Source organism: Streptococcus oricebi (assembly GCF_017883985.1).
GTDB lineage: Bacteria > Bacillota > Bacilli > Lactobacillales > Streptococcaceae > Streptococcus > Streptococcus oricebi.
Genome location: NZ_PRDG01000003.1, coordinates 295,144 through 313,300 on the forward strand (window position 1 = coordinate 295,144; position 18,157 = coordinate 313,300).

General features: G+C 43.5%; 15 protein-coding genes. 4 read left to right on the forward strand and 11 right to left on the reverse strand.

Translation table 11 applies throughout. The features are described from left to right. Nucleotides 1-59: 59 nt before the first annotated feature. Complete coding sequence (locus tag C4K46_RS06415; protein ID WP_209628067.1) at nt 60-692, reverse strand: SGNH/GDSL hydrolase family protein; 633 nt, start codon at nt 690-692, stop codon at nt 60-62. Between the two features lie 201 nt (nt 693-893). On the opposite strand from C4K46_RS06415, the gene C4K46_RS06420 reads away from it, so the two are divergent. Further along, nucleotides 894-1,544 carry a GntR family transcriptional regulator gene (locus C4K46_RS06420; protein ID WP_209628068.1) on the forward strand — a complete coding sequence of 217 codons (651 nt, stop codon included), beginning with the start codon at nt 894-896 and terminating at the stop codon, nt 1,542-1,544. Between the two features lie 162 nt (nt 1,545-1,706). On the opposite strand, the gene C4K46_RS06425 is transcribed toward C4K46_RS06420, so the two are convergent. Then, a complete protein-coding gene (locus C4K46_RS06425; RefSeq protein ID WP_209628132.1) occupies nt 1,707-1,814 on the reverse strand; it encodes a putative metal homeostasis protein in 108 nt (35 codons plus the stop codon). A gap of 940 nt (nt 1,815-2,754) precedes the next feature. Between C4K46_RS06425 and C4K46_RS06430 the strand changes: the two genes are divergently transcribed. Both C4K46_RS06430 and C4K46_RS06435 read left to right on the forward strand, forming a co-directional pair. Further along, nucleotides 2,755-3,945, forward strand: a complete 1,191-nt coding sequence (locus C4K46_RS06430; RefSeq protein WP_209628069.1) for a quaternary amine ABC transporter ATP-binding protein — start codon at nt 2,755-2,757, stop codon at nt 3,943-3,945. Nucleotides 3,946-3,957: 12 nt separating this feature from the next. After that, entirely contained in the window at nt 3,958-5,682 is a 1,725-nt protein-coding gene (locus C4K46_RS06435; RefSeq protein ID WP_209628070.1) for an ABC transporter permease/substrate binding protein, read from the forward strand. Between the two features lie 249 nt (nt 5,683-5,931). On the opposite strand, the gene C4K46_RS06440 is transcribed toward C4K46_RS06435, so the two are convergent. Both C4K46_RS06440 and C4K46_RS06445 read right to left on the reverse strand, forming a co-directional pair. Beyond that, nucleotides 5,932-8,022: a transglutaminase domain-containing protein gene (locus tag C4K46_RS06440; RefSeq protein WP_209628071.1), complete on the reverse strand. Its 2,091-nt coding sequence runs from the start codon at nt 8,020-8,022 to the stop codon at nt 5,932-5,934. Nucleotides 8,023-8,290: 268 nt separating this feature from the next. Next, nucleotides 8,291-9,727, reverse strand: coding sequence for a glycoside hydrolase family 1 protein (locus tag C4K46_RS06445; RefSeq protein ID WP_209628072.1), 1,437 nt, complete (start codon nt 9,725-9,727; stop codon nt 8,291-8,293). A gap of 111 nt (nt 9,728-9,838) precedes the next feature. Here C4K46_RS06445 and C4K46_RS06450 point away from each other — a divergent pair, with 111 nt between their 5' ends. Further along, nucleotides 9,839-10,720, forward strand: coding sequence for an AraC family transcriptional regulator (locus C4K46_RS06450; protein WP_209628073.1), 882 nt, complete (start codon nt 9,839-9,841; stop codon nt 10,718-10,720). Between the two features lie 217 nt (nt 10,721-10,937). Here the strand turns inward: C4K46_RS06450 and C4K46_RS06455 are convergent, their stop codons facing one another. The 7 genes from C4K46_RS06455 to C4K46_RS06485 form a co-directional block, all read right to left on the reverse strand. Next, nucleotides 10,938-12,863 carry a beta-glucoside-specific PTS transporter subunit IIABC gene (locus C4K46_RS06455; protein ID WP_209628074.1) on the reverse strand — a complete coding sequence of 642 codons (1,926 nt, stop codon included), beginning with the start codon at nt 12,861-12,863 and terminating at the stop codon, nt 10,938-10,940. A gap of 369 nt (nt 12,864-13,232) precedes the next feature. Next, entirely contained in the window at nt 13,233-14,858 is a 1,626-nt protein-coding gene (gene groL, locus C4K46_RS06460) for a chaperonin GroEL (protein ID WP_209628075.1), read from the reverse strand. Nucleotides 14,859-14,878: 20 nt separating this feature from the next. Further along, nucleotides 14,879-15,160: a co-chaperone GroES gene (gene groES / locus C4K46_RS06465; RefSeq protein ID WP_209628076.1), complete on the reverse strand. Its 282-nt coding sequence runs from the start codon at nt 15,158-15,160 to the stop codon at nt 14,879-14,881. Between the two features lie 246 nt (nt 15,161-15,406). After that, nucleotides 15,407-15,697, reverse strand: coding sequence for a DUF202 domain-containing protein (locus C4K46_RS06470; protein WP_209628077.1), 291 nt, complete (start codon nt 15,695-15,697; stop codon nt 15,407-15,409). A gap of 84 nt (nt 15,698-15,781) precedes the next feature. Continuing rightward, entirely contained in the window at nt 15,782-16,615 is an 834-nt protein-coding gene (locus tag C4K46_RS06475) for a PTS system mannose/fructose/sorbose family transporter subunit IID (RefSeq protein WP_209628078.1), read from the reverse strand. 1 nt (nt 16,616) lies between these two features. Beyond that, nucleotides 16,617-17,465, reverse strand: coding sequence for a PTS mannose/fructose/sorbose/N-acetylgalactosamine transporter subunit IIC (locus C4K46_RS06480; RefSeq protein WP_209628079.1), 849 nt, complete (start codon nt 17,463-17,465; stop codon nt 16,617-16,619). A gap of 170 nt (nt 17,466-17,635) precedes the next feature. After that, on the reverse strand, nt 17,636-18,130 hold the full coding sequence (locus C4K46_RS06485; protein ID WP_209628080.1) for a PTS sugar transporter subunit IIB: 495 nt from the start codon (nt 18,128-18,130) through the stop codon (nt 17,636-17,638). Nucleotides 18,131-18,157 lie beyond the last annotated feature (27 nt).

Sequence of the window (18,157 nt, forward strand, 5' to 3'; positions counted from 1 at the left end):
TTCTAAATGATAAAACTTGCAGAATAACACGATATCCTAATACTATTCTATGATTAGCCTTAAATATAGGTCCTCAATTTTTCGGCCAGACGAGCATAGCCGGCAATGGTCAAATGAACACCATCAATGGTAAAATCAGCTGCCAGCTGGCCCTTTTCATCTAAGAGGAGGTCATAAAGATTGAGGAAGGAGGCATTGTGATAGTTCTGAACCAGATCTTGATAGGCCTGATTGAGCGCTTGAATCCGAGCATTGGTTCTAATATAAACCGTATTGCGATAAGCCTCTCCCTCATTAACCGGTAACACCGACAAGAGATAAATCTGGGTCAGGGGGTAGTCACGCGCAATTTCCTGGATAATCGCCTCTAGATTAGCTAGACTTTCCTTAAGTGCTAGGTCCTCTCCAATATCGTTGGTCCCAATCAGGATAAAAATCTTATCTAAAGCCTGACCGAAGAGTAAAGAGTCTAAATGCTGACGCAAGAGGTAGGACTTATATGCCCTAATCCCACGATTAACCAGCACCTTAGATGTCTTTAGTAACTCGTGCAGGGGAAAGTATTCAACAATCGAATCTCCCAAAAAAATCACAGCTGGCTCCTTGATTGCTAGAGCATTCAAATCCTCATAATTTTTCTGAATCTGGGCCTGTTCTTTTAAAATCCAATTATCCAATAATTTGACAGCCATCTTTCCGGCTCCTTTCATTTTCTTCTTCTAGTATAATACCTTTCGGTAAAAAAAGCACCCTAAAAGATTGCTCAAGGAAATGTCAAAAAGCCCCTTTTCTTTCTGGAACTTTTATATTATAATCGTAACTAGATTTGACTGAAAAGGAAGGTTGCTCAAGGCTAGTGACTTTCTAGCCCTCAAGCTTTAAAGGAGAAGATTATGGCTATTCGTAATAAAAAAGAAGTTTCTTTCCCCCGCTACCAACAAATCGCCGTAGCAATCGCCGAGCGCATCGTTGATGGTAAATATGCCGTCGGCAGTAAAATCTATGCCCGCTCCACCCTGGCTAGCAATTTCAATGTTTCGCCCGAAACAGCCCGCAAAGCCATCAATGTCTTGGTAGATTTGGAAATCATGGAAGTCCGTCATGGTAGTGGCGCCTATATTTCCTCCAAGGAAAAGGCCAAGCAATTTCTTGAAAGCTATCAAAATGTCAACTCCCTGCAAGACTTGAAAAACAAACTCAACCAAAGCATTAAAAAACAGGAAGAAGAGTTTGGCAACTTTTCCCAGCTCCTCAATCAACTCTTGACCAGAACCAAGGATATCCAACAGCGCTTCCCCTTCAATCCTTACGAATTGGTCCTGACCTCAGAAGCCTTGAACCTAGGAAAAACAATCAATGAGCTCAACATCTGGCACTCTACCGGAGCGACCATCTTGGCTGTTCAACAAGGGGAGGAATTACTCATTTCACCCGGCCCCTATACCAAACTAGAGAGTGGCCATACCATCTACTTTGTCGGCAGTGAACTCTCTGTCGGTCTCATGCACAACCTCTTTTTCAATGATAGCAAGGAGGAAGATTAAGACCTCTAAAAAGACCAGAACTAACAGAAAGATTGGGATAACAAGTCCCTGAGTCCTTCTGCTAGATTTGGTCTTTTTGTTTTATCAGTCTGAACTTCTAAAGCTCAAAACAAGCTTGACTAAGACTAGTCTTAGCAAGGGACCAGCTTCTTTAAGCTGACTTTACTTGGCTTTTCGATAAGCCTGAATGACCTTCAAGGCCCGCTTTCTCGTCTTGATGTTAGGACTCTTCAACTGCCGGTAGGCAGTAGCTAAGGCTATTTTTTCCATCATCTTCCTCCTCTCTTGCTTAAGATTTAGAAAAATTTTTCTTTTTTATTATAAACAAAATTACTTAACCAGTCAAGTAATTTCCCTAGCTTCCAATCTCCTTATTTGACAAAGTGCCCATACCGTGTTATACTATTGTGGTCTCTAAAGTGACAACCTTGATTTTAAAATGTGTAGTCACTTGCGAATTTGAGTGTTCAGTAAACATTTTTAGGCTAAGGAGCAGTGAAAAATCAGAGCATTGCCTTTCGCAATAGCCATGAAGCAGTCTGTCGACGGGCTCGGTATCTTACTAATTGAACACGGGCTAAAATCCTAGTAAAAAAGACTCGCTTGCCTTGCTTAATCGAAGCGGTGCTAGAGTTGCGCAGTAGCTGTCTGCTAGTTGCCATCGTCACTAGTGACTTGCCACCTAGCTAGGCAGCTTTGCCTAGGTTTCGCAACGAAATTCTAGCGAATTTCTGCTCAGCCTGATATTTTTCCGTAGCCCTTGCGAGTTTTACTCGCTTAGGGATATGGATGCTGGCGAGAGGAACTCTCGCGCAGTGCTCTCGTTTTTCGACATTTTACAAGCAAAACGATAATTTTTGCTTATAAAATTAATGCAGACTGTAGAAAGGACACGCTAGTGGCTTTCGTTTCAGAGCATTGCCTTTCGCAATAGCGATGAAGCAGTCTGCTAACGCCCTTTGTATCTTGTAATTGAACACGGGCTAAAAGCTCGGAAAATAGATAAATCTTCCTAGAAGCTGGAGCTTCTTCGTTAGATTTCCTAATTTTCAGTCGCTTTTTATACGCCCTTTGTATCTTATAATTGAACACGCCCTAAAAACTTTGAAAAAAAGATAAATACTCCTAGGAGCTGGGGCTCCGTCGTCGTATTTCCTATTTTTTCTTCGTTTTCTTTACGGGCTTTGTATCTTATTTAAGGAGTTATTTTTTGTATAAGTTAGAAGTTAGTCATTTGACTAAAATATTTGGTAAAAGGCAAAAGCAGGCCTTAGAAATGGTCCAAGAGGCCAAAAATAAAACGGAAATTTTGGAGAAAACCGGGGCTACGGTTGGGGTTTATGATGTCAACTTTCAGGTCAAGGCTGGCGAAATTTTCGTGATTATGGGCTTGTCAGGTAGTGGGAAATCTACCTTGATTCGTCTTCTCAATCGACTAATTGACCCAACTTCTGGTGATATTTTTATCGACGGGCAAGATGTAGCCAAGATGAATGAAGAGGAATTACGGGAAGTCCGTCGTCATAAGATTAACATGGTCTTCCAAAACTTCGGTCTCTTCCCCCATCGGACTATTTTAGAAAATACGGAATTTGGTTTAGAGGTTAGGGGCGTTGAGCAGGAAGAACGGACCCGCTTGGCTGAGCAGGCCTTGGAAAATTCTGGTCTACTGGCCTTTAAGGATCAGTATCCGGACCAATTATCCGGAGGAATGCAACAACGGGTCGGCCTAGCACGCGCCCTAGCCAACAATCCTGATATTCTCTTGATGGACGAGGCCTTCTCTGCCTTAGACCCCCTCATTCGTCGGGAAATGCAAGATGAACTCTTAGACTTGCAAGCTGAACAAGAAAGAACCATTATCTTCATCACCCATGACCTTAATGAGGCCCTAAGAATCGGAGACCGCATTGCCATTATGGCTGACGGTCAGATTATGCAAATTGGGACGGGTGAAGAAATCTTAACCAATCCTGCTAATGACTTCGTGCGAGAATTTGTCGAAGATGTAGACCGCTCCAAGGTCCTAACTGCTCAAAATATCATGACCAGTCCCTTAACGACCAATATCGATATTGACGGTCCGACCGTTGCTCTTAACCGGATGAAAAAAGAAGAGGTCAGCATGCTTCTGGCAGTAGACCGCAAAAGACATCTTAAGGGGAGTTTGACCGCCGAGGCTGCCAGAGATGCCCGCAAGCAACATTTGGCCCTGGCCGAGGTTATCGATAAAAATGTCCGTAAGATTGATCCAGATACCCTGATTACCGATATTTTCCCCTTGATTTACGACTCACCAGCTCCTATGGCTGTGGTCAATAAAGAGGATAAACTCATCGGTGTTATTATCAAGGGACGGGTGATTGAAGCCTTGGCTAATACCAATGATGCTGAGGAATAGAGAGGTGTTACTTTGAATATTTTACAACAGCCTATCCCTCTTGCCCAATGGGTGGAAGGCTTTACCAACTGGTTAACTAGTACTTTTTCTGGGCTCTTTGGCTTCTTGCAGGCCTTGGGCAATGCGATAATGAACGGGATTACTGAAACCTTACTTTTTATCCCGCCCCTTCTCTTTATCGCCCTCCTAAGTCTTTTGGCCTATATCGTATCCAAGCGAAAATGGGGCCTGACTATTCTAACCTTTCTTGGACTCCTCTTTGTCTACAATCAGGGGCTCTGGGAAAACCTGATGAACACCATTACATTGGTGATTGTATCTAGTATCGTGTCCATCGTCATCGGAATCCCCTTGGGAATCTGGATGGCCAAGAGCAATCGGATGGAAGCGCTTATCAAGCCCTTGCTGGACTTTATGCAGACCATGCCAGCCTTTGTCTACCTGATTCCTGCTGTAGCCTTTTTTGGTATCGGTATGGTCCCAGGTGTCTTTGCTTCGGTTATCTTTGCCCTGCCACCAACCGTCCGCTTTACCAATCTAGCTATTCGTCAAATTCCGACAGAGCTAATCGAAGCCTCCGACTCATTTGGCGGAACCAACCGACAGAAGCTCTTTAAGGTGGAGCTCCCCCTTGCCAAGAATACTATTTTAGCCGGGGTTAACCAGACTATTATGCTGGCCCTATCCATGGTTGTTACTGCCTCAATGATTGGGGCGCCTGGCCTGGGACGAGGAGTCCTATCGGCCCTCCAACACGCTGATATTGGAGCTGGTTTTGTCAGCGGGGTCTCACTGGTTATTTTAGCCATTATTATCGACCGCTTTACACAAAACCTCAATCAGGACCAAGTCGCTAAAAGTCCTGTCACCAGTAAGGATAAAAAGAAAAGAAGACTGGTTTGGCTGGCCGTCATCGCAGCCTTCCTCCTAGCCTTTATCGGTAAGGAACTACAAAAAAATCAAGAAGCCCAAAAAGAAAAGGTCAATCTGGCCTATGTTGAATGGGATTCTGAGGTAGCTTCTACTAATGTGGTGGCCGAGGTCTTAAAAGAAATGGGCTACAAAGTCACTATCACTCCTCTAGACAATGCTGTTATGTGGAAGTCAGTAGCTAATGGTGAAGCCGATGCCATGGTATCAGCTTGGTTACCAACTACCCATGCCAGCCAATATAAGGAATACCAGGATAAGATTGTTGATTTAGGGCCAAACCTAGAGGGGGTGCGGGTAGGTCTAGTTACTCCAGACTATACATCTGCCAAATCCATTGCCGACTTAAGCAATCAGGCCAAAAAGACCATTACTGGTATTGAGCCTGGAGCAGGAGTCATGAAGGCCGCTGATGAGACCCTCAAGGCCTACCCTAACCTGCAGGACTGGAAACTGTCCTCTTCATCTACCGGAGCCATGACTATCGCCCTGGAGCAGGCTATTAAAAACAAGGAAGACATTGTCATTACCGGCTGGTCCCCCCACTGGATGTTCTCCAAATACAAACTCAAGTATCTGGAAGACCCTAAAGGTAGCATGGGAGGCAAGGAAGCTATCCACACGATTAGTCGAAAAAATCTCGACAAGGATCTACCCAAGGTCTATAAGTTGCTGGATAAATTCAAATGGAGCCAAAAGGATATGGAAGAAGTCATGCTAAAAATCAATGAAGGCGCTAGTCCTGAAAATGCTGCCAAGGAATGGATTCAAAAGCATAAGAAAGAAGTTGATAACTGGAAGAAATAAACCAAGACTGGTAAATTAAGACATCGAATGCCCTTATCAGCTAGAAGAAGATAAAGGACTAGATAGCCAAAAGAGTCTGGGAATTATTTCCAGATGAAGCAAAAGGCGTGAAATCAACGTTTCTAATACGTAGGATTTCACGCCTTTTCTTATGCTCACAAACTAGGAAACAATCAAAATATGAATTTTTCATCTCTTTTTGTAGACTAATATAGGAAAACTACTACTAGCTTTTCTACTAAGAACCGACTACTTATATTTAGAGTATAAATCTTCTGGATAATGATCGCTTCGATACACTGGAGAATCTAGGTCTAGAAGGAGATATTTATTAGGAGAGCTTTCCGAATCATTCCAGGTCACATCTACCACCTTCCACTTACCGTCTACTTGCACATAGTTCCAAGCATGACGACCTCCTGTAGAGACATTACCTGTCACATAGAGGCTCTTTAATCCTGCTTTTACAGCCAAGATATTAAAGGCCTTCGCATAACTTGCGCAGACTCCTCGTCCTTCTATCAGGGCCCCTCTAGTTTTCCACGCACTTTTATCTACCAATTCTCTTATCATATCATTGATTTTTCCATCTTCCCCTGCCTGTTTTTCTTGGGCTTCCAATTCTTTATATTTATTGTAGGCATCATAATCATAAGTTACATGGTCCACCAAATATTGGTTGATTGCTTCAACCTTGTCCTTATCACTCATTCCATCCTTAATGATATCCTGTACTATTTCTTTAGCCTTCTTATTGTTCTCCTCTGCTGCTTTTTTAGCTTTTTCTTCATAGCTTACTTCTAGGACCTTTTCTGAATAGGAATAAACACAAGATTTTGCCTCGGGCAGTTCAGGATTGGTAGCAGCCACACGCTCCATGGAAGCCATGATGTCGCTATAGTTGAGCTCTGGGAACTTACTCATATCTATATAGTTAGCCTCGCTAGCCAGGGCCTTGCCTAGATATTCTTCAGCAGCAGTCTGGGCTTTAACGATGACATTGATATCTTGGACATCGCGGACGATCTTTTTACCCTTCAGGTCCAAATCTGCGTCCTTGACATCAACATAGACATCACTAACCCCTGAACGGTCTTTTTCAGCTATTTTTTTGTTTAAGTCTTCTAAGATTTGAACTACTTCTTCCTTGGTCTTGGAAGAGTTGGTGACCTTAAATTTATATTTAATGGTCGGCAAGCCTCGCACTGAGACTTGAATCAAGAACTTACCTTGGGCGTTAACCGTGAGCGAAGCAGTATCATACTGGAGGGGGAACTTGCGGAGCTTACCATCCCGCATCATAACTGGGGCTTCTTCAGGTAAGCCTTTTTCACCTATTTTATTTAAATAGTCATGTTCAAAAGCCTTATAATCTATGAATTCGGGACTTTCCTTGGCAAACTTGTCTGAAGAAAGATAGTTACTCATGCTACCAAAGATTTTACCATCCTTAAGCGGAACAACGATAATCTCATAAGGTTTAGCCTCGGTAATAATCTTGCTTTCATCCGCTGATAAGGGACGCTCATAGGCTTCCAGGGTACGAGCGGCCTCTTGATCTTCCTTAGGGACATCTCCATGGTCGGCCGGATAGGGCGTCCGATAAAGGGTACTCTTGACCCGATCTATTTCCTCATACTTATGCAGGACCTCTGTCCAACCGCCCTTGTTCTTATTTTTAGCGATAGGTTCGGCCTTGATGATGGAATAGCTGTCAGCCCCAGGGACTTCTCCCCATTCTAACTGCATCCGACCATCAGAAAGCAAGGTCTGCTTGACCGTCAGCTGGGCTTGCTTCTTCTTATCTTTTTTAACCTCGACTACCCATAGTTTAGGCTTGGCCAACTTTTTACCGCTCTCCAAGTCGTTTGATTGTAGGACGTAGAGCTTACTAAAGGAACCCCAGCTTCCAGTCTTATTGTCATCTGTGCTGATAAGATTCAAGGTTTTATGTTGGTTTAAACTTCGGTTAGGGGCAACATAACCTTTAATATCAAGCGGGCTAATGTCAATCCCTTTTTTCTTAGTAAAAGCATAGTTACTTGTTAATAAGCGCTTGAGTTCTGCATCTCCATAAACCTTAAACATGGAATTATAGGGATTTCCTTGCTTGTGACCATCCTCTATCTTAGAAGAGACAGTCAGTTTACTAGGGAAGTAAATGTTCTCGTTTTCGTTAACAGTGATAACCTTATCCTGGATTTCATAAGGCATCTTCTTTTCATACTTTTCCTTAAGTTGAGCGATACTCGAACTACCCTGTTTTCCCTGCTGGTTTGTGCAAGCACCGATTAGCAAAGTGAAAACTAGCATCATTAAGAAAAATCTAGTTTTTTTCATAGATGTCCTCCTTAAACTACCAAAAAAGAGAGAGCAGTATCAAAGGACAGAAGACCTTAAGAAAGCTCAAGGCTACTTCTGCTTTTAATACCTACCCCCCCTGGATAGTTAGTTATTCAATTTATACTTTTATTATATGATTTTAAAAAAGGCATGTCAAGAAAAAAATGAGAAGGTTTTCAAAAGGGGATTTTCTAACGACTTGAGGCAAAAGTTCCTTCTAAAAACCAGCCACTAACAAGTAAAGGGCCCTTTCATTTGTAGCCAACTAGTCCTCATAGAGGCTCTGACCATTCGTCTCAATGACCTTCTGGTACCAGCCGAAGGATTTCTTTTTATAGCGGTTAAGACTGCCACTACCATCATCATTTCGATCCACATAGATAAAGCCATAACGCTTACTCATCTGGGCAGTAGAGGCCGAAACCAAATCAATACAACCCCAGCTTGTGTAACCCCAAACTTCTACCCCGTCTTCCAAGGCTTGGGCTACTTGGAGCAAGTGTTGTTTGAGGTAGTCAATCCGATAATCATCCTCAACCGTCGGCCCATCAGGTCCTTCTACCAAGACATCCTTGGCTCCTAGACCGTTTTCCACGATAAAAAGAGGCAGCTGATAACGGTCATAAAAGGCATTAAGGACCAAACGAAGCCCGATTGGGTCTATCTGCCAGCCCCACTCTGAGCTAGGCAGGTAGGGATTTTGGAGACCACCTAGGACATTGCCCTGCCCGCTAGAATAGGCTTCTGGATTGTGGGCTTGGACCACACTCATATAGTAGCTAAAGGAAATGAAATCTACCGTATGCTGGGCCAGCAAGTCCTCGTCTCCCGGGGCAAACTGAATCTCAATCTGATTTTCCTTGAAAAAGCGCCGGATATAAGCTGGATAGCGCCCTCTAGCATGCAGGTCTGAAAAGAGATAGTTTTGGTTTTCAAACTGGCGGGCAGCTAGGACATCTTCTGGCTTGGGAGTCATGGGATAGGCTGGCATGGCCAAGACCATACAGCCAATTTTGAAATCCGGATTGATTTGATGGCCAACCTTGGTCGCTAGGGCGGAAGCCACCAGTTCATGATGGACGGCCTGATAGAGATCCTGTTTGGATAGGTCTTCAACCGGACTGGTAATTCCTCCGCTCATAAAAGGAGCATGGAGGACGGAATTTACCTCATTGAAGGTCAGCCAATACTTGACCTTGTCCTTATAGCGTTCAAAGACGGTCCTAACATAGCGTTCATAAAAAGCAATCAAGTCTCGACTGGCCCAACCATTATACTTTCTAGCCAGATGAAGCGGGGTTTCATAGTGAGACAGAGTAACCAAGGGTTCAATTCCGTACTTGGCCAACTCGTCAAACAAGTTATCATAAAACTCTAGACCTGCTTGATTGGGCTCTTCTTCATCTCCATTGGGGAAAATCCGCGTCCAAGCGATAGAGGTCCGGTAGACCTTAAAGCCCATTTGAGCAAAAAGCGCAATGTCCTCCTTGTAGCGGTGGTAAAAATCAATGCCCTGCAGTTTTAGATTATCAGCAGTTGGCTCTTCCGTAATCAGAGGACTAGTATTTCCCGGTTCAGGAAGTCCCCCCTTGGGGGTCACATCCTGGACAGACAAGCCCTTACCAGCTTCCTTATAAGCCCCCTCATATTGATTGGCAGCGGTGGCTCCACCCCAGAGAAAATCTTTTGGAAATAGTGACATCTTATTTTTCCTTTCGTTTTTAGTTTATTTATATTATAATCTTATAAAAGTCTTATTTCCTATACAATTATCTTTATTTTTGATACTATCCTCTGATACAAGGAGCCCAATATGCCACTTAATAAACTCCAGCAAAATATCGCCTATAAAGAACAAGGAACCCCCTACTCACTGACCCGGACAATTACCCAGAACGGTAGGCCCGATATTCTCTTTCATTGGCATACAGACCTAGAAATTGTCTATGTCCATGAAGGGCGAGCTCGCTTTCATATCGACTCAGACTACTTTACCAGCCAGGCCGGCGACATTATCCTTATCCGACCCAAGGCCCTCCACTCTATCCATCCAATCGGAAACGAGAGACACTCTATGGATGCTCTTAACTTTCATTTAGATCTGACCGGCTACTCAACCATGGATGCTGCCAGCATCAACTATCTACAACCTCTCTACAATGGAGAATTGGACTTTATCAGAGTTATAAAACCAGACCAGGCAGCCTATCCAGCCATTAAAGCCTGCCTCTTTCGAGCCATGGAAATCGGAGCCGATAGGGGGGAATATTTTGAATTTTTACTCAAGGCCCAGCTCAATCAATTGCTCTACCTACTCTTTAGCCAAAGCTATATTACCTCTAATCATCGCAGTTTGGAGAGCTACCGTAAGGAAGAAAAAATTCGCTCCCTAATCGACTACATTAGCCAACACTACCAAGACAATCTAAGCATTGAACACCTCTCTGCCTATTGCGGTTACAGCCCTACCCACTTTATGAACTTCTTCAAAAAGCACCTGGGCGTTTCCTGTATGGAATACCTGATTCAATTTCGCCTTAGAAAGGCTGCGGAACTACTGGAACATTCGACCATCAGTATCTTGGAGGTGGCCCAGCAAATCGGCTTTAACAACCTCTCCAATTTCAACCGCCAATTTAAAAAATACTACCAGATGACCCCCAGCCAGTATCGCAGGACGAATAGCCCTTCTTAGTCGATACAAAAACTCCCTATCTCCCATGGTTAAGTGGCAAAAACTTATAAAGCATTTTAACATTCCCTTAGGAAAAATGAAAAAGACCTGGACTTGACTGACTCCCCAAAGTTACAAATACTTTGTCAGAGCTAGAATAAGTCTAGGTCTTTTATCATCTAGGCTCCCTAACTTTAGGCTAGGAGTACAAAACAAGTTAAAATGACTGTAAGGCTCATCAACTCATACTTAATAAATCTTGACCAAAATCAACTTTTTCCCCAGCCAAGACAGTTACCGTTTCATAGCGTTCAGTATTCGTCACAATAATCGGTGTTGTTACCGAATAACCAGCCTCTTGGATAGCAGCTATATCAAAGCTAAGCAAAAGTTGACCGGCCTTGACCTTGGAGCCTTGGGTTACATGGGCTGTAAAACCTTGGCCCTCTAAAGCCACTGTATCCATACCTATATGAATGAGAATTTCAGCTCCTTCATCAGTAGCTATACCAATCGCATGATTGGTAGGAAAAAGCAAGCGGACTACTCCGTCGGCTGGTGCAATTACTTCCCCCATCTTAGGCTCGATAGCTAGTCCTTGACCCATGGCTCCACTAGCAAAAACAGGATCAGGACTTGCTTCCAGTGGAAGGACCTTGCCTGCTAAAGGACTGGCCAAGACTTGAGTCAAAACTGTCGCTTGATTTTCACCTTCTTCTCCTTCTAAAAGCTCCTCTTCCTTACTATAAAGTAGAGGAATTTTGGTAAATTGAGTAAGAAGAAAGGCTAGAGCAAATGCCATCAAACCAGCTATGATAAAGTTGATAGCATAGGAATTTCCAGACTGATTAGGATTGATAAAAGAAGGAAAGGCAAAGATTCCTAGGCCACCTGAAGTAAAAAGTTTTGCGTCAACAAAACCTAGATAGGCACCTTGGACAGCACCCGCGATACAGGTGATGATAAAGGGAGTTCTCATGGGGAGAGTCACCCCATAAATTGCCGGTTCCGTTACTCCGAAAAAGGAAGAAATCAGGGCTGGGATAGAAAGTTGACGCACCTTTTTTTCCTTAGTTCGCAAAATGATATTCAAGAGAGCACCCGCTTGCGCAAAGCAAATAGCTACTGAGGCTACAATAATCGTACTTGGCCCTTTGGCTACCTCCAAAAAGTAAATAGGAATCAAGCCCCAGTGGAGACCAAACATAACCAAGACTTGCCAGAGAGCACCTAGAACAATACCGTAGATAACAGGATTGAAATTGTAAATGGCTGAGAAGACGACACCTACCAAGTCAGAAGCCCAAGTCATAATTGGACCAATTATAATGAATGCTAGAGGTATCGTAACCAGTAAGGTTAGGAAGGGAACAAAAAAGACCTTGATAACATCAGGAATAATCCTTTTAAAGATATGCTCAAATTTAGCCCCTGTCCAAACTGCTAGCACAACTGGTAAAACTGTAGACAGGTAGCTAGAAGCTGGAAAAATAATGGGGAAGCCAAAGAAGGTTGCCTTGATTGGCGATTCAATAAAGGTCCCTGAAAACAAGGTATAAAGGGACTTATTCTCTGCAAAAGTTGTTGCTAAATTAGGATAGACCAAGGCAAAACCGATTGCTAGTGCAGTAAACTGATTAATTTTAAAGCGTTTGGCAGAAGTCAATGCTAGGACCAGAGGCAGAAATTGAAAGAGTCCATCGCCAGCTGCATTTAAAACGATATAGACTCCGTCTGTTGATGGCAAACCAAATGCTCCTAAAATCGCCACCAATCCTTTAATCATACCTGCAGCTGACAAAACTCCCAAAACGGGCTGGAAAAGTCCTGAAACGAGAGCAATAAACCGGTCGAACAAATTCCCTTCTACTTGCTCTTCTCCATCATCTGCTGAATCATTAGCGCTAGCACCGAGGCCAGCCACCTTGAGGACTGTCTCATAGACATCGGGTACATGGTTGCCAATAACTACCTGATATTGCCCACCAGCCTTAACGACAGTTACAATCCCTTCTCGGGCCTTGAGATAATCATCATCAGCCTTGCTTTCATCTTTGAGCGAGAAGCGCAAACGTGTCACACAGTGCACCAGCTTATTGATGTTGTCTTGGCCACCTACATGAGCAACAATGTCTCGGGCTAAGTCTGTATAATCTTTTGCCATTAGAAATCCTCCATCATCTCTAAAATTACTCTTTAGAAATCATCTTTAGACCAACTTAGCTATTCTCAAAATAGTCCTCCCTAGTTTTCAAATAGCACTACTTGATTTTTTAATGATTTCCTTGAGTAGCAAGTTTACCAGTAAGCCAGTCAGGCTATGAAAAAACCTAAATAAATATCAAATAGAAAGTAGAAGTCACTACTTTTTACTCTCATATTTATTTAGGTTAACTCCGCCTAATTAGTAACAGCCTACAGTTTAAGTATAACACAAGAAAGAAAAATTGCAAGCGATTTCTAAAATACAATAACATCCAAAACCGACTTGGCTTTGGATGTTATGAGTTATTTTCATTACTTATAAGGTAGCTTACATCATGCCACCCATCATGGATGGATCCATGGCTGGGGCAGCAGCTCCTGCTGGTTCTGGCTGGTTGGCTACGACCGCTTCTGTCGTCAAGATAAGGCTGGCTACACTAGCCGCATTTTGGAGGGCTGAACGGCTGACCTTGACGGGGTCAATAATTCCAGCTTCAATCATATTGACCCACTCACCGCTAGCTGCATTGAAACCTGTTCCGACTGGAGCATTTTTCAAGCGGTCAATAACGATAGAGCCTTCAAAACCGGCATTGAGGGCGATTTGACGAACAGGCTCTTCTAGGGCACGCAGGACAATATTCCGGCCGGTAGCCTCGTCACCTTCTAAGTCAAGGGCTGCTACTGCTCCGATAACATTGACTAGGGCAGTTCCTCCACCTGCAACAATCCCTTCTTCAACTGCTGCTCTCGTTGCATTCAGAGCATCTTCGATCCGCAGTTTCATTTCCTTGAGTTCTGTCTCGGTTGCTGCTCCAACCTTGACTACTGCAACACCACCTGAGAGTTTGGCCAAGCGTTCTTGCAATTTTTCCCGATCAAATTCAGAAGTTGCAGACTCGATTTGTGACTTAATCACCGCCACTCGATTGCTGATAGCTTCTGTATCACCAGCTCCTTCTACAATAGTTGTTGCATCCTTATCAACAGTCACCTTAGAAGCTTGACCTAGCGCCTCAATGGTCGCGTCTTTCAATTCCAAACCTAGGTCCTCAGTGATGACCGTACCGCCTGTCAAAATAGCAATATCTTCCAACATAGCTTTACGACGGTCACCAAAGCCTGGGGCCTTAACGGCTACCACATTGAAGGTTCCACGAATCTTGTTCAAGACCAGAGTTGGCAGGGCCTCACCATCTACATCGTCTGCGATAATCAAGAGAGGACGATTGGTTTTTAGAATACTTTCTAGCAGGGGCAAAATTTCTTGGATATTAGAAATTTTCTTGTCAGTAATGAGAAGATAAGGATTGTCTAAGTCCGCAACCATCTTCTCATTATCTGTCACCATATATTGGGAAAGATAGCCACGATCAAACTGCATTCCTTCAACGACATCCAGTTCAGTCTCCATTCCCTTAGACTCTTCAATGGTGATGACTCCGTCATTCCCCACGCGCTCCATGGCTTCACTAATGTATTCACCCACCTTTTGGCTGCGAGATGACACTGCGGCAACCTGGGCAATGGCTTCCTTACCCGAAACCGGAACAGAATTTGTCTTAAGAGCTTCTACCGCACTAGCTACAGCAGCCTCAATTCCCCGACGAATCCCGATTGGATTAGCACCAGCTGTCACGTTTTTAATCCCTTCGCGCACGATAGCCTGGGTCAAAACAGTAGCTGTCGTTGTTCCATCACCAGCAATATCGTTGGTTTTAGAGGCTACCTCTGATACCAATTTGGCCCCCATATTTTCAAAAGGATCTTCTAGTTCAATTTCCTTGGCAATAGTTACCCCATCATTGGTAATCAAGGGTGAACCAAAGGATTTTTCTAGGACTACATTACGTCCCTTAGGTCCCAAGGTCACCTTAACCGTATCTGCTAAAGTATCGACACCGCGCACCATCGCACTTCTTGCATCTGCTGAAAATTTAATATCTTTTGCCATCTTATAACTCCTTTTCTCGCTTATTCAATAATTGCTAAAATGTTAGACTCACTGACCAACAAGTAATTTTCATCTTGGTCTTTGACTTCTACACCGACATGGTTTTCAACCAGAACCCGGTCTCCTTCCTTGACAGTCAGGGCCACTAAATCACCATTCAAGGTCCGGATTCCTTCACCGATAGCAACAACCTTTGCTGGCTTAGTTGCTGCTTGACTAGCTCCGGCTAGAACCAAGCCACCTACTTTTTGCTCTGTTTCTTCTACTTTGAGGACCACTCGGTCACCTAAGGGTTTTAACATATTCATTCCTCCAATTTTCTTTTTTAGCACTCTTACATGCAGAGTGCTAAGTCCTATGTTCCTATTGTATCACTTGGTCAGAAATAGTCAAGAAAAAACTTTGCCAAATGACAAAGTTTTTTCAAAGAATGATAGGAGAAAATCAGGAGCTGATAAGATCGGAAATTTAGCTCGAAAACAAGGGTTGCAAGCCAAAGCAAATCAGTAGGTCCTGACTTCCAAAGAGCAGTTGCTCTAGGCAAAATTTTAATGATAGGCTTTTAACTTGGCTTCAAAATCATCAATCACTAGTTGTAGATTGTGGCGGCCTCTGTAAATTCCATAGCCAAACAAAAGCATGGCCAGAACACCTAAGATAAGCAAAATCAAACCGAGACTAAAGAGCCAGATATTATTTGAGCGAAAGAAGTAAAGCAGAACCAGACCTAGACTAGCCAGAGTGAAGAAAAGACTAAACCAACGTCCTAGATTTTCAATCATGTGCTTTTGGTAGGCGATTTCCGTCTCATAACCTTCAATCAATTCCCGTCTGTTCATTTCTTCTCCTTTCAATCTTAAAGAGCTTAGGGCAGTAAAATCCTGCCCTAGCTATATAAGCTCTAAGCAAATAGTTTTTTATATCTAGTATTTCAATCCTGGGTTAAAGAAGCCAGTTAGAACACCGATAAAGGCAATGACTACAAGAATCAACATCACTGTGATTGGAGATAGTTTCTTCTTGGCCATCAACCACCAGCAAAAGACGATAAAGGCAGCAGTCAAGAGACCTGGATAAACACCATCTAACTGGTCTTGAATTTTCAAGAAGGCCTTACCTGATGAGTCTTTCAATTCCAAGGCAGACTTGATTGGAACCCATGTAGCGGCAACCGCCCCGATAACCATACCACCAACGATAGAAACCGCCTTACGGATAGCTTGTCCTTGAGGACCTACCAAAAATTCAACTGCCTTGTCTCCTAGTTCGTATCCTTTAAAGTAGGCAAAGCGCATACCAAAGTAAGCTAGCAAGTTCCAAACCAGGATGTAGAAGACCGCCCCGATGGGAGAACCGCCATTAGAAAGCCCCAAGGCGATACCCAAAATTACCGGAATCAAGGTCCCAACAATCAGAGAATCTCCGATACCAGCGATTGGTCCCATCAGTCCTGCCCGTAGACCGTTAATGGTTTCATCGTCTACTCCGTCTACCCCATTAGCACGTGCTTCTTCCAGACCAGCTGTAATCCCAACTACAATGGATCCAAGTTGAGGCTCAGTATTGAAGAAGGCTGTATAAGTGTTCATGGAGCGAGCTTGATCTTCTTTATCAGGATAAAGTTCCTCAACGATTGGTAGCATGGAGGTCAGATAACCAAAGGTCTGCATGTGCTCTTGTGAGAAACAAGTCAAATGCCCATAGTACCAATGATGGAAAGATTTCGCTAATGTCTTTTTACTAATTTTTTTGACCATTTTAAATGTCCTCCTCATCGTCATCATCAAAGTCAGCACCTGAAGCTGCTTGGGCTCTTACATTCTTAGCCATTTGGATTTCATAGAAGAGTACGGCGAAGATGAGAGAGATTACTGCACAGGCTACTAGGTTAAGACCTAGAGATGCTGCCAAGGTAAAGCCAACAAAGAACGGGATAAAGTCAGTTGCTTTTTCAACAATCTGTTTTAAGAGAATGGCAATACCGACACATGGTAGGAGGGAACCGACTGTAAAGAGGGTTTTCATTGGTAGACCGTCCATTGGAAGGGCATCTTTAAGAGCATTAACAGCCTCAGCACCATATCTACACATGATTAAAGTAGGAATGAATGAGAAAAGTAGGTGAGAAATCCAAGGGAGTCCCCAGTCTACAGCATACAAGCGTTTGAATTTACCTTCTTCTACGGCCTTCCAACCAATATGTTGCCAAGCCAAGTTCAAGGTAGCTGTACCGTAGAAAAGAACGGTTCCCAAGGTTCCAACCAAGGTTCCCATGGATTTAGCTAAGTCGGCTGCGCCAGCTGAGTTGGCAGACAAACCTTGAGACTGAATAGCCACCATGGCGAGGGGAATCCCGATATAAGAAACTGCCCGAACGTCAGCGGAAACAGTTCCCCCTGGTGTAACTAGAGCGATATAAACCAACTGCATAGCTACCCCACAGATAATTCCCAATTGGACATTACCCAAGATTAAACCACAGACCAGTCCACCAACTAGAGGACGACCTAGAGTATAGTTCCCGATGCTGGAACCACCCATACCTGGCATAGATGACAAACTAGCAAATAAACCAAGCAAGGCAGCTTGTATCCAAGAAATTGTCATAACTTCTTCTCCTTTTTTATTTATAAGATTGAGGGAAACGGGGCCCGGCCCAAAAATCAGGCAGAGTCTGATGAATAAGTCGAGACTTAAGCGCTAAGTCAGCGAGATTAGACTTCTATCTTTTTTAAAAGACCTCCACTCAAGTGAGCGTGCTAGAACCCCATCACCTCTTAAAAACCAAATTTAGATTTGAAATCATCCCAGTAACCGATAGAAACGTCTGGCAAGAGTTGGAATTTGACCTTATAGCCAGCAGCTTGAATGGCTTCAATCGCTTCTGCTTCTTCTTGGGTAATAGACTGGTTGTTTCCGAGCTTAACGGCTCCCGGGCGATCATTGGCTGGGCCGACGATGATTTCTTTGACATCACTCGGTACAAAGCCTTGATCTACCAAGATTTCCTTCATATCAACTGGATTTTTGGTAATCAGGAAGTAACGACTATCTGAGTCCAGGACCTTTTGGGATTTTTCCTGCCAAGCTTCCTTGGTCCAAACGAAGGTCTTCTTATCAGAAGCAGCCTTATAAGCCTGTTTTAAAACATTGTTGCCAGCTGCTGCATTATTGACAGCAATCAGACCGTCACAAGGATATTCCTTAGCCCAGCGGGTAACAGTTTGACCGTGAATCATCCGGTCGTCAATTCTTACAAATGAAATAGACATGATAAATCTCCTTAAGTATTTTTATTT

Bases quoted from the DNA above. Each gene is read 5' to 3' on its own strand.
- C4K46_RS06415 (WP_209628067.1), bottom strand. From the start codon at position 692: ATGGCTGTCAAATTATTGGATAATTGGATTTTAAAAGAACAGGCCCAG.
- C4K46_RS06420 (WP_209628068.1), top strand. From the start codon at position 894: ATGGCTATTCGTAATAAAAAAGAAGTTTCTTTCCCCCGCTACCAACAA.
- C4K46_RS06425 (WP_209628132.1), bottom strand. From the start codon at position 1,814: ATGGAAAAAATAGCCTTAGCTACTGCCTACCGGCAGTTGAAGAGTCCT.
- C4K46_RS06440 (WP_209628071.1), bottom strand. From the start codon at position 8,022: ATGAAAAAAACTAGATTTTTCTTAATGATGCTAGTTTTCACTTTGCTA.
- C4K46_RS06445 (WP_209628072.1), bottom strand. From the start codon at position 9,727: ATGTCACTATTTCCAAAAGATTTTCTCTGGGGTGGAGCCACCGCTGCC.
- C4K46_RS06450 (WP_209628073.1), top strand. From the start codon at position 9,839: ATGCCACTTAATAAACTCCAGCAAAATATCGCCTATAAAGAACAAGGA.
- C4K46_RS06455 (WP_209628074.1), bottom strand. From the start codon at position 12,863: ATGGCAAAAGATTATACAGACTTAGCCCGAGACATTGTTGCTCATGTA.
- groL (WP_209628075.1), bottom strand. From the start codon at position 14,858: ATGGCAAAAGATATTAAATTTTCAGCAGATGCAAGAAGTGCGATGGTG.
- groES (WP_209628076.1), bottom strand. From the start codon at position 15,160: ATGTTAAAACCCTTAGGTGACCGAGTGGTCCTCAAAGTAGAAGAAACA.
- C4K46_RS06470 (WP_209628077.1), bottom strand. From the start codon at position 15,697: ATGAACAGACGGGAATTGATTGAAGGTTATGAGACGGAAATCGCCTAC.
- C4K46_RS06475 (WP_209628078.1), bottom strand. From the start codon at position 16,615: ATGGTCAAAAAAATTAGTAAAAAGACATTAGCGAAATCTTTCCATCAT.
- C4K46_RS06480 (WP_209628079.1), bottom strand. From the start codon at position 17,465: ATGACAATTTCTTGGATACAAGCTGCCTTGCTTGGTTTATTTGCTAGT.
- C4K46_RS06485 (WP_209628080.1), bottom strand. From the start codon at position 18,130: ATGTCTATTTCATTTGTAAGAATTGACGACCGGATGATTCACGGTCAA.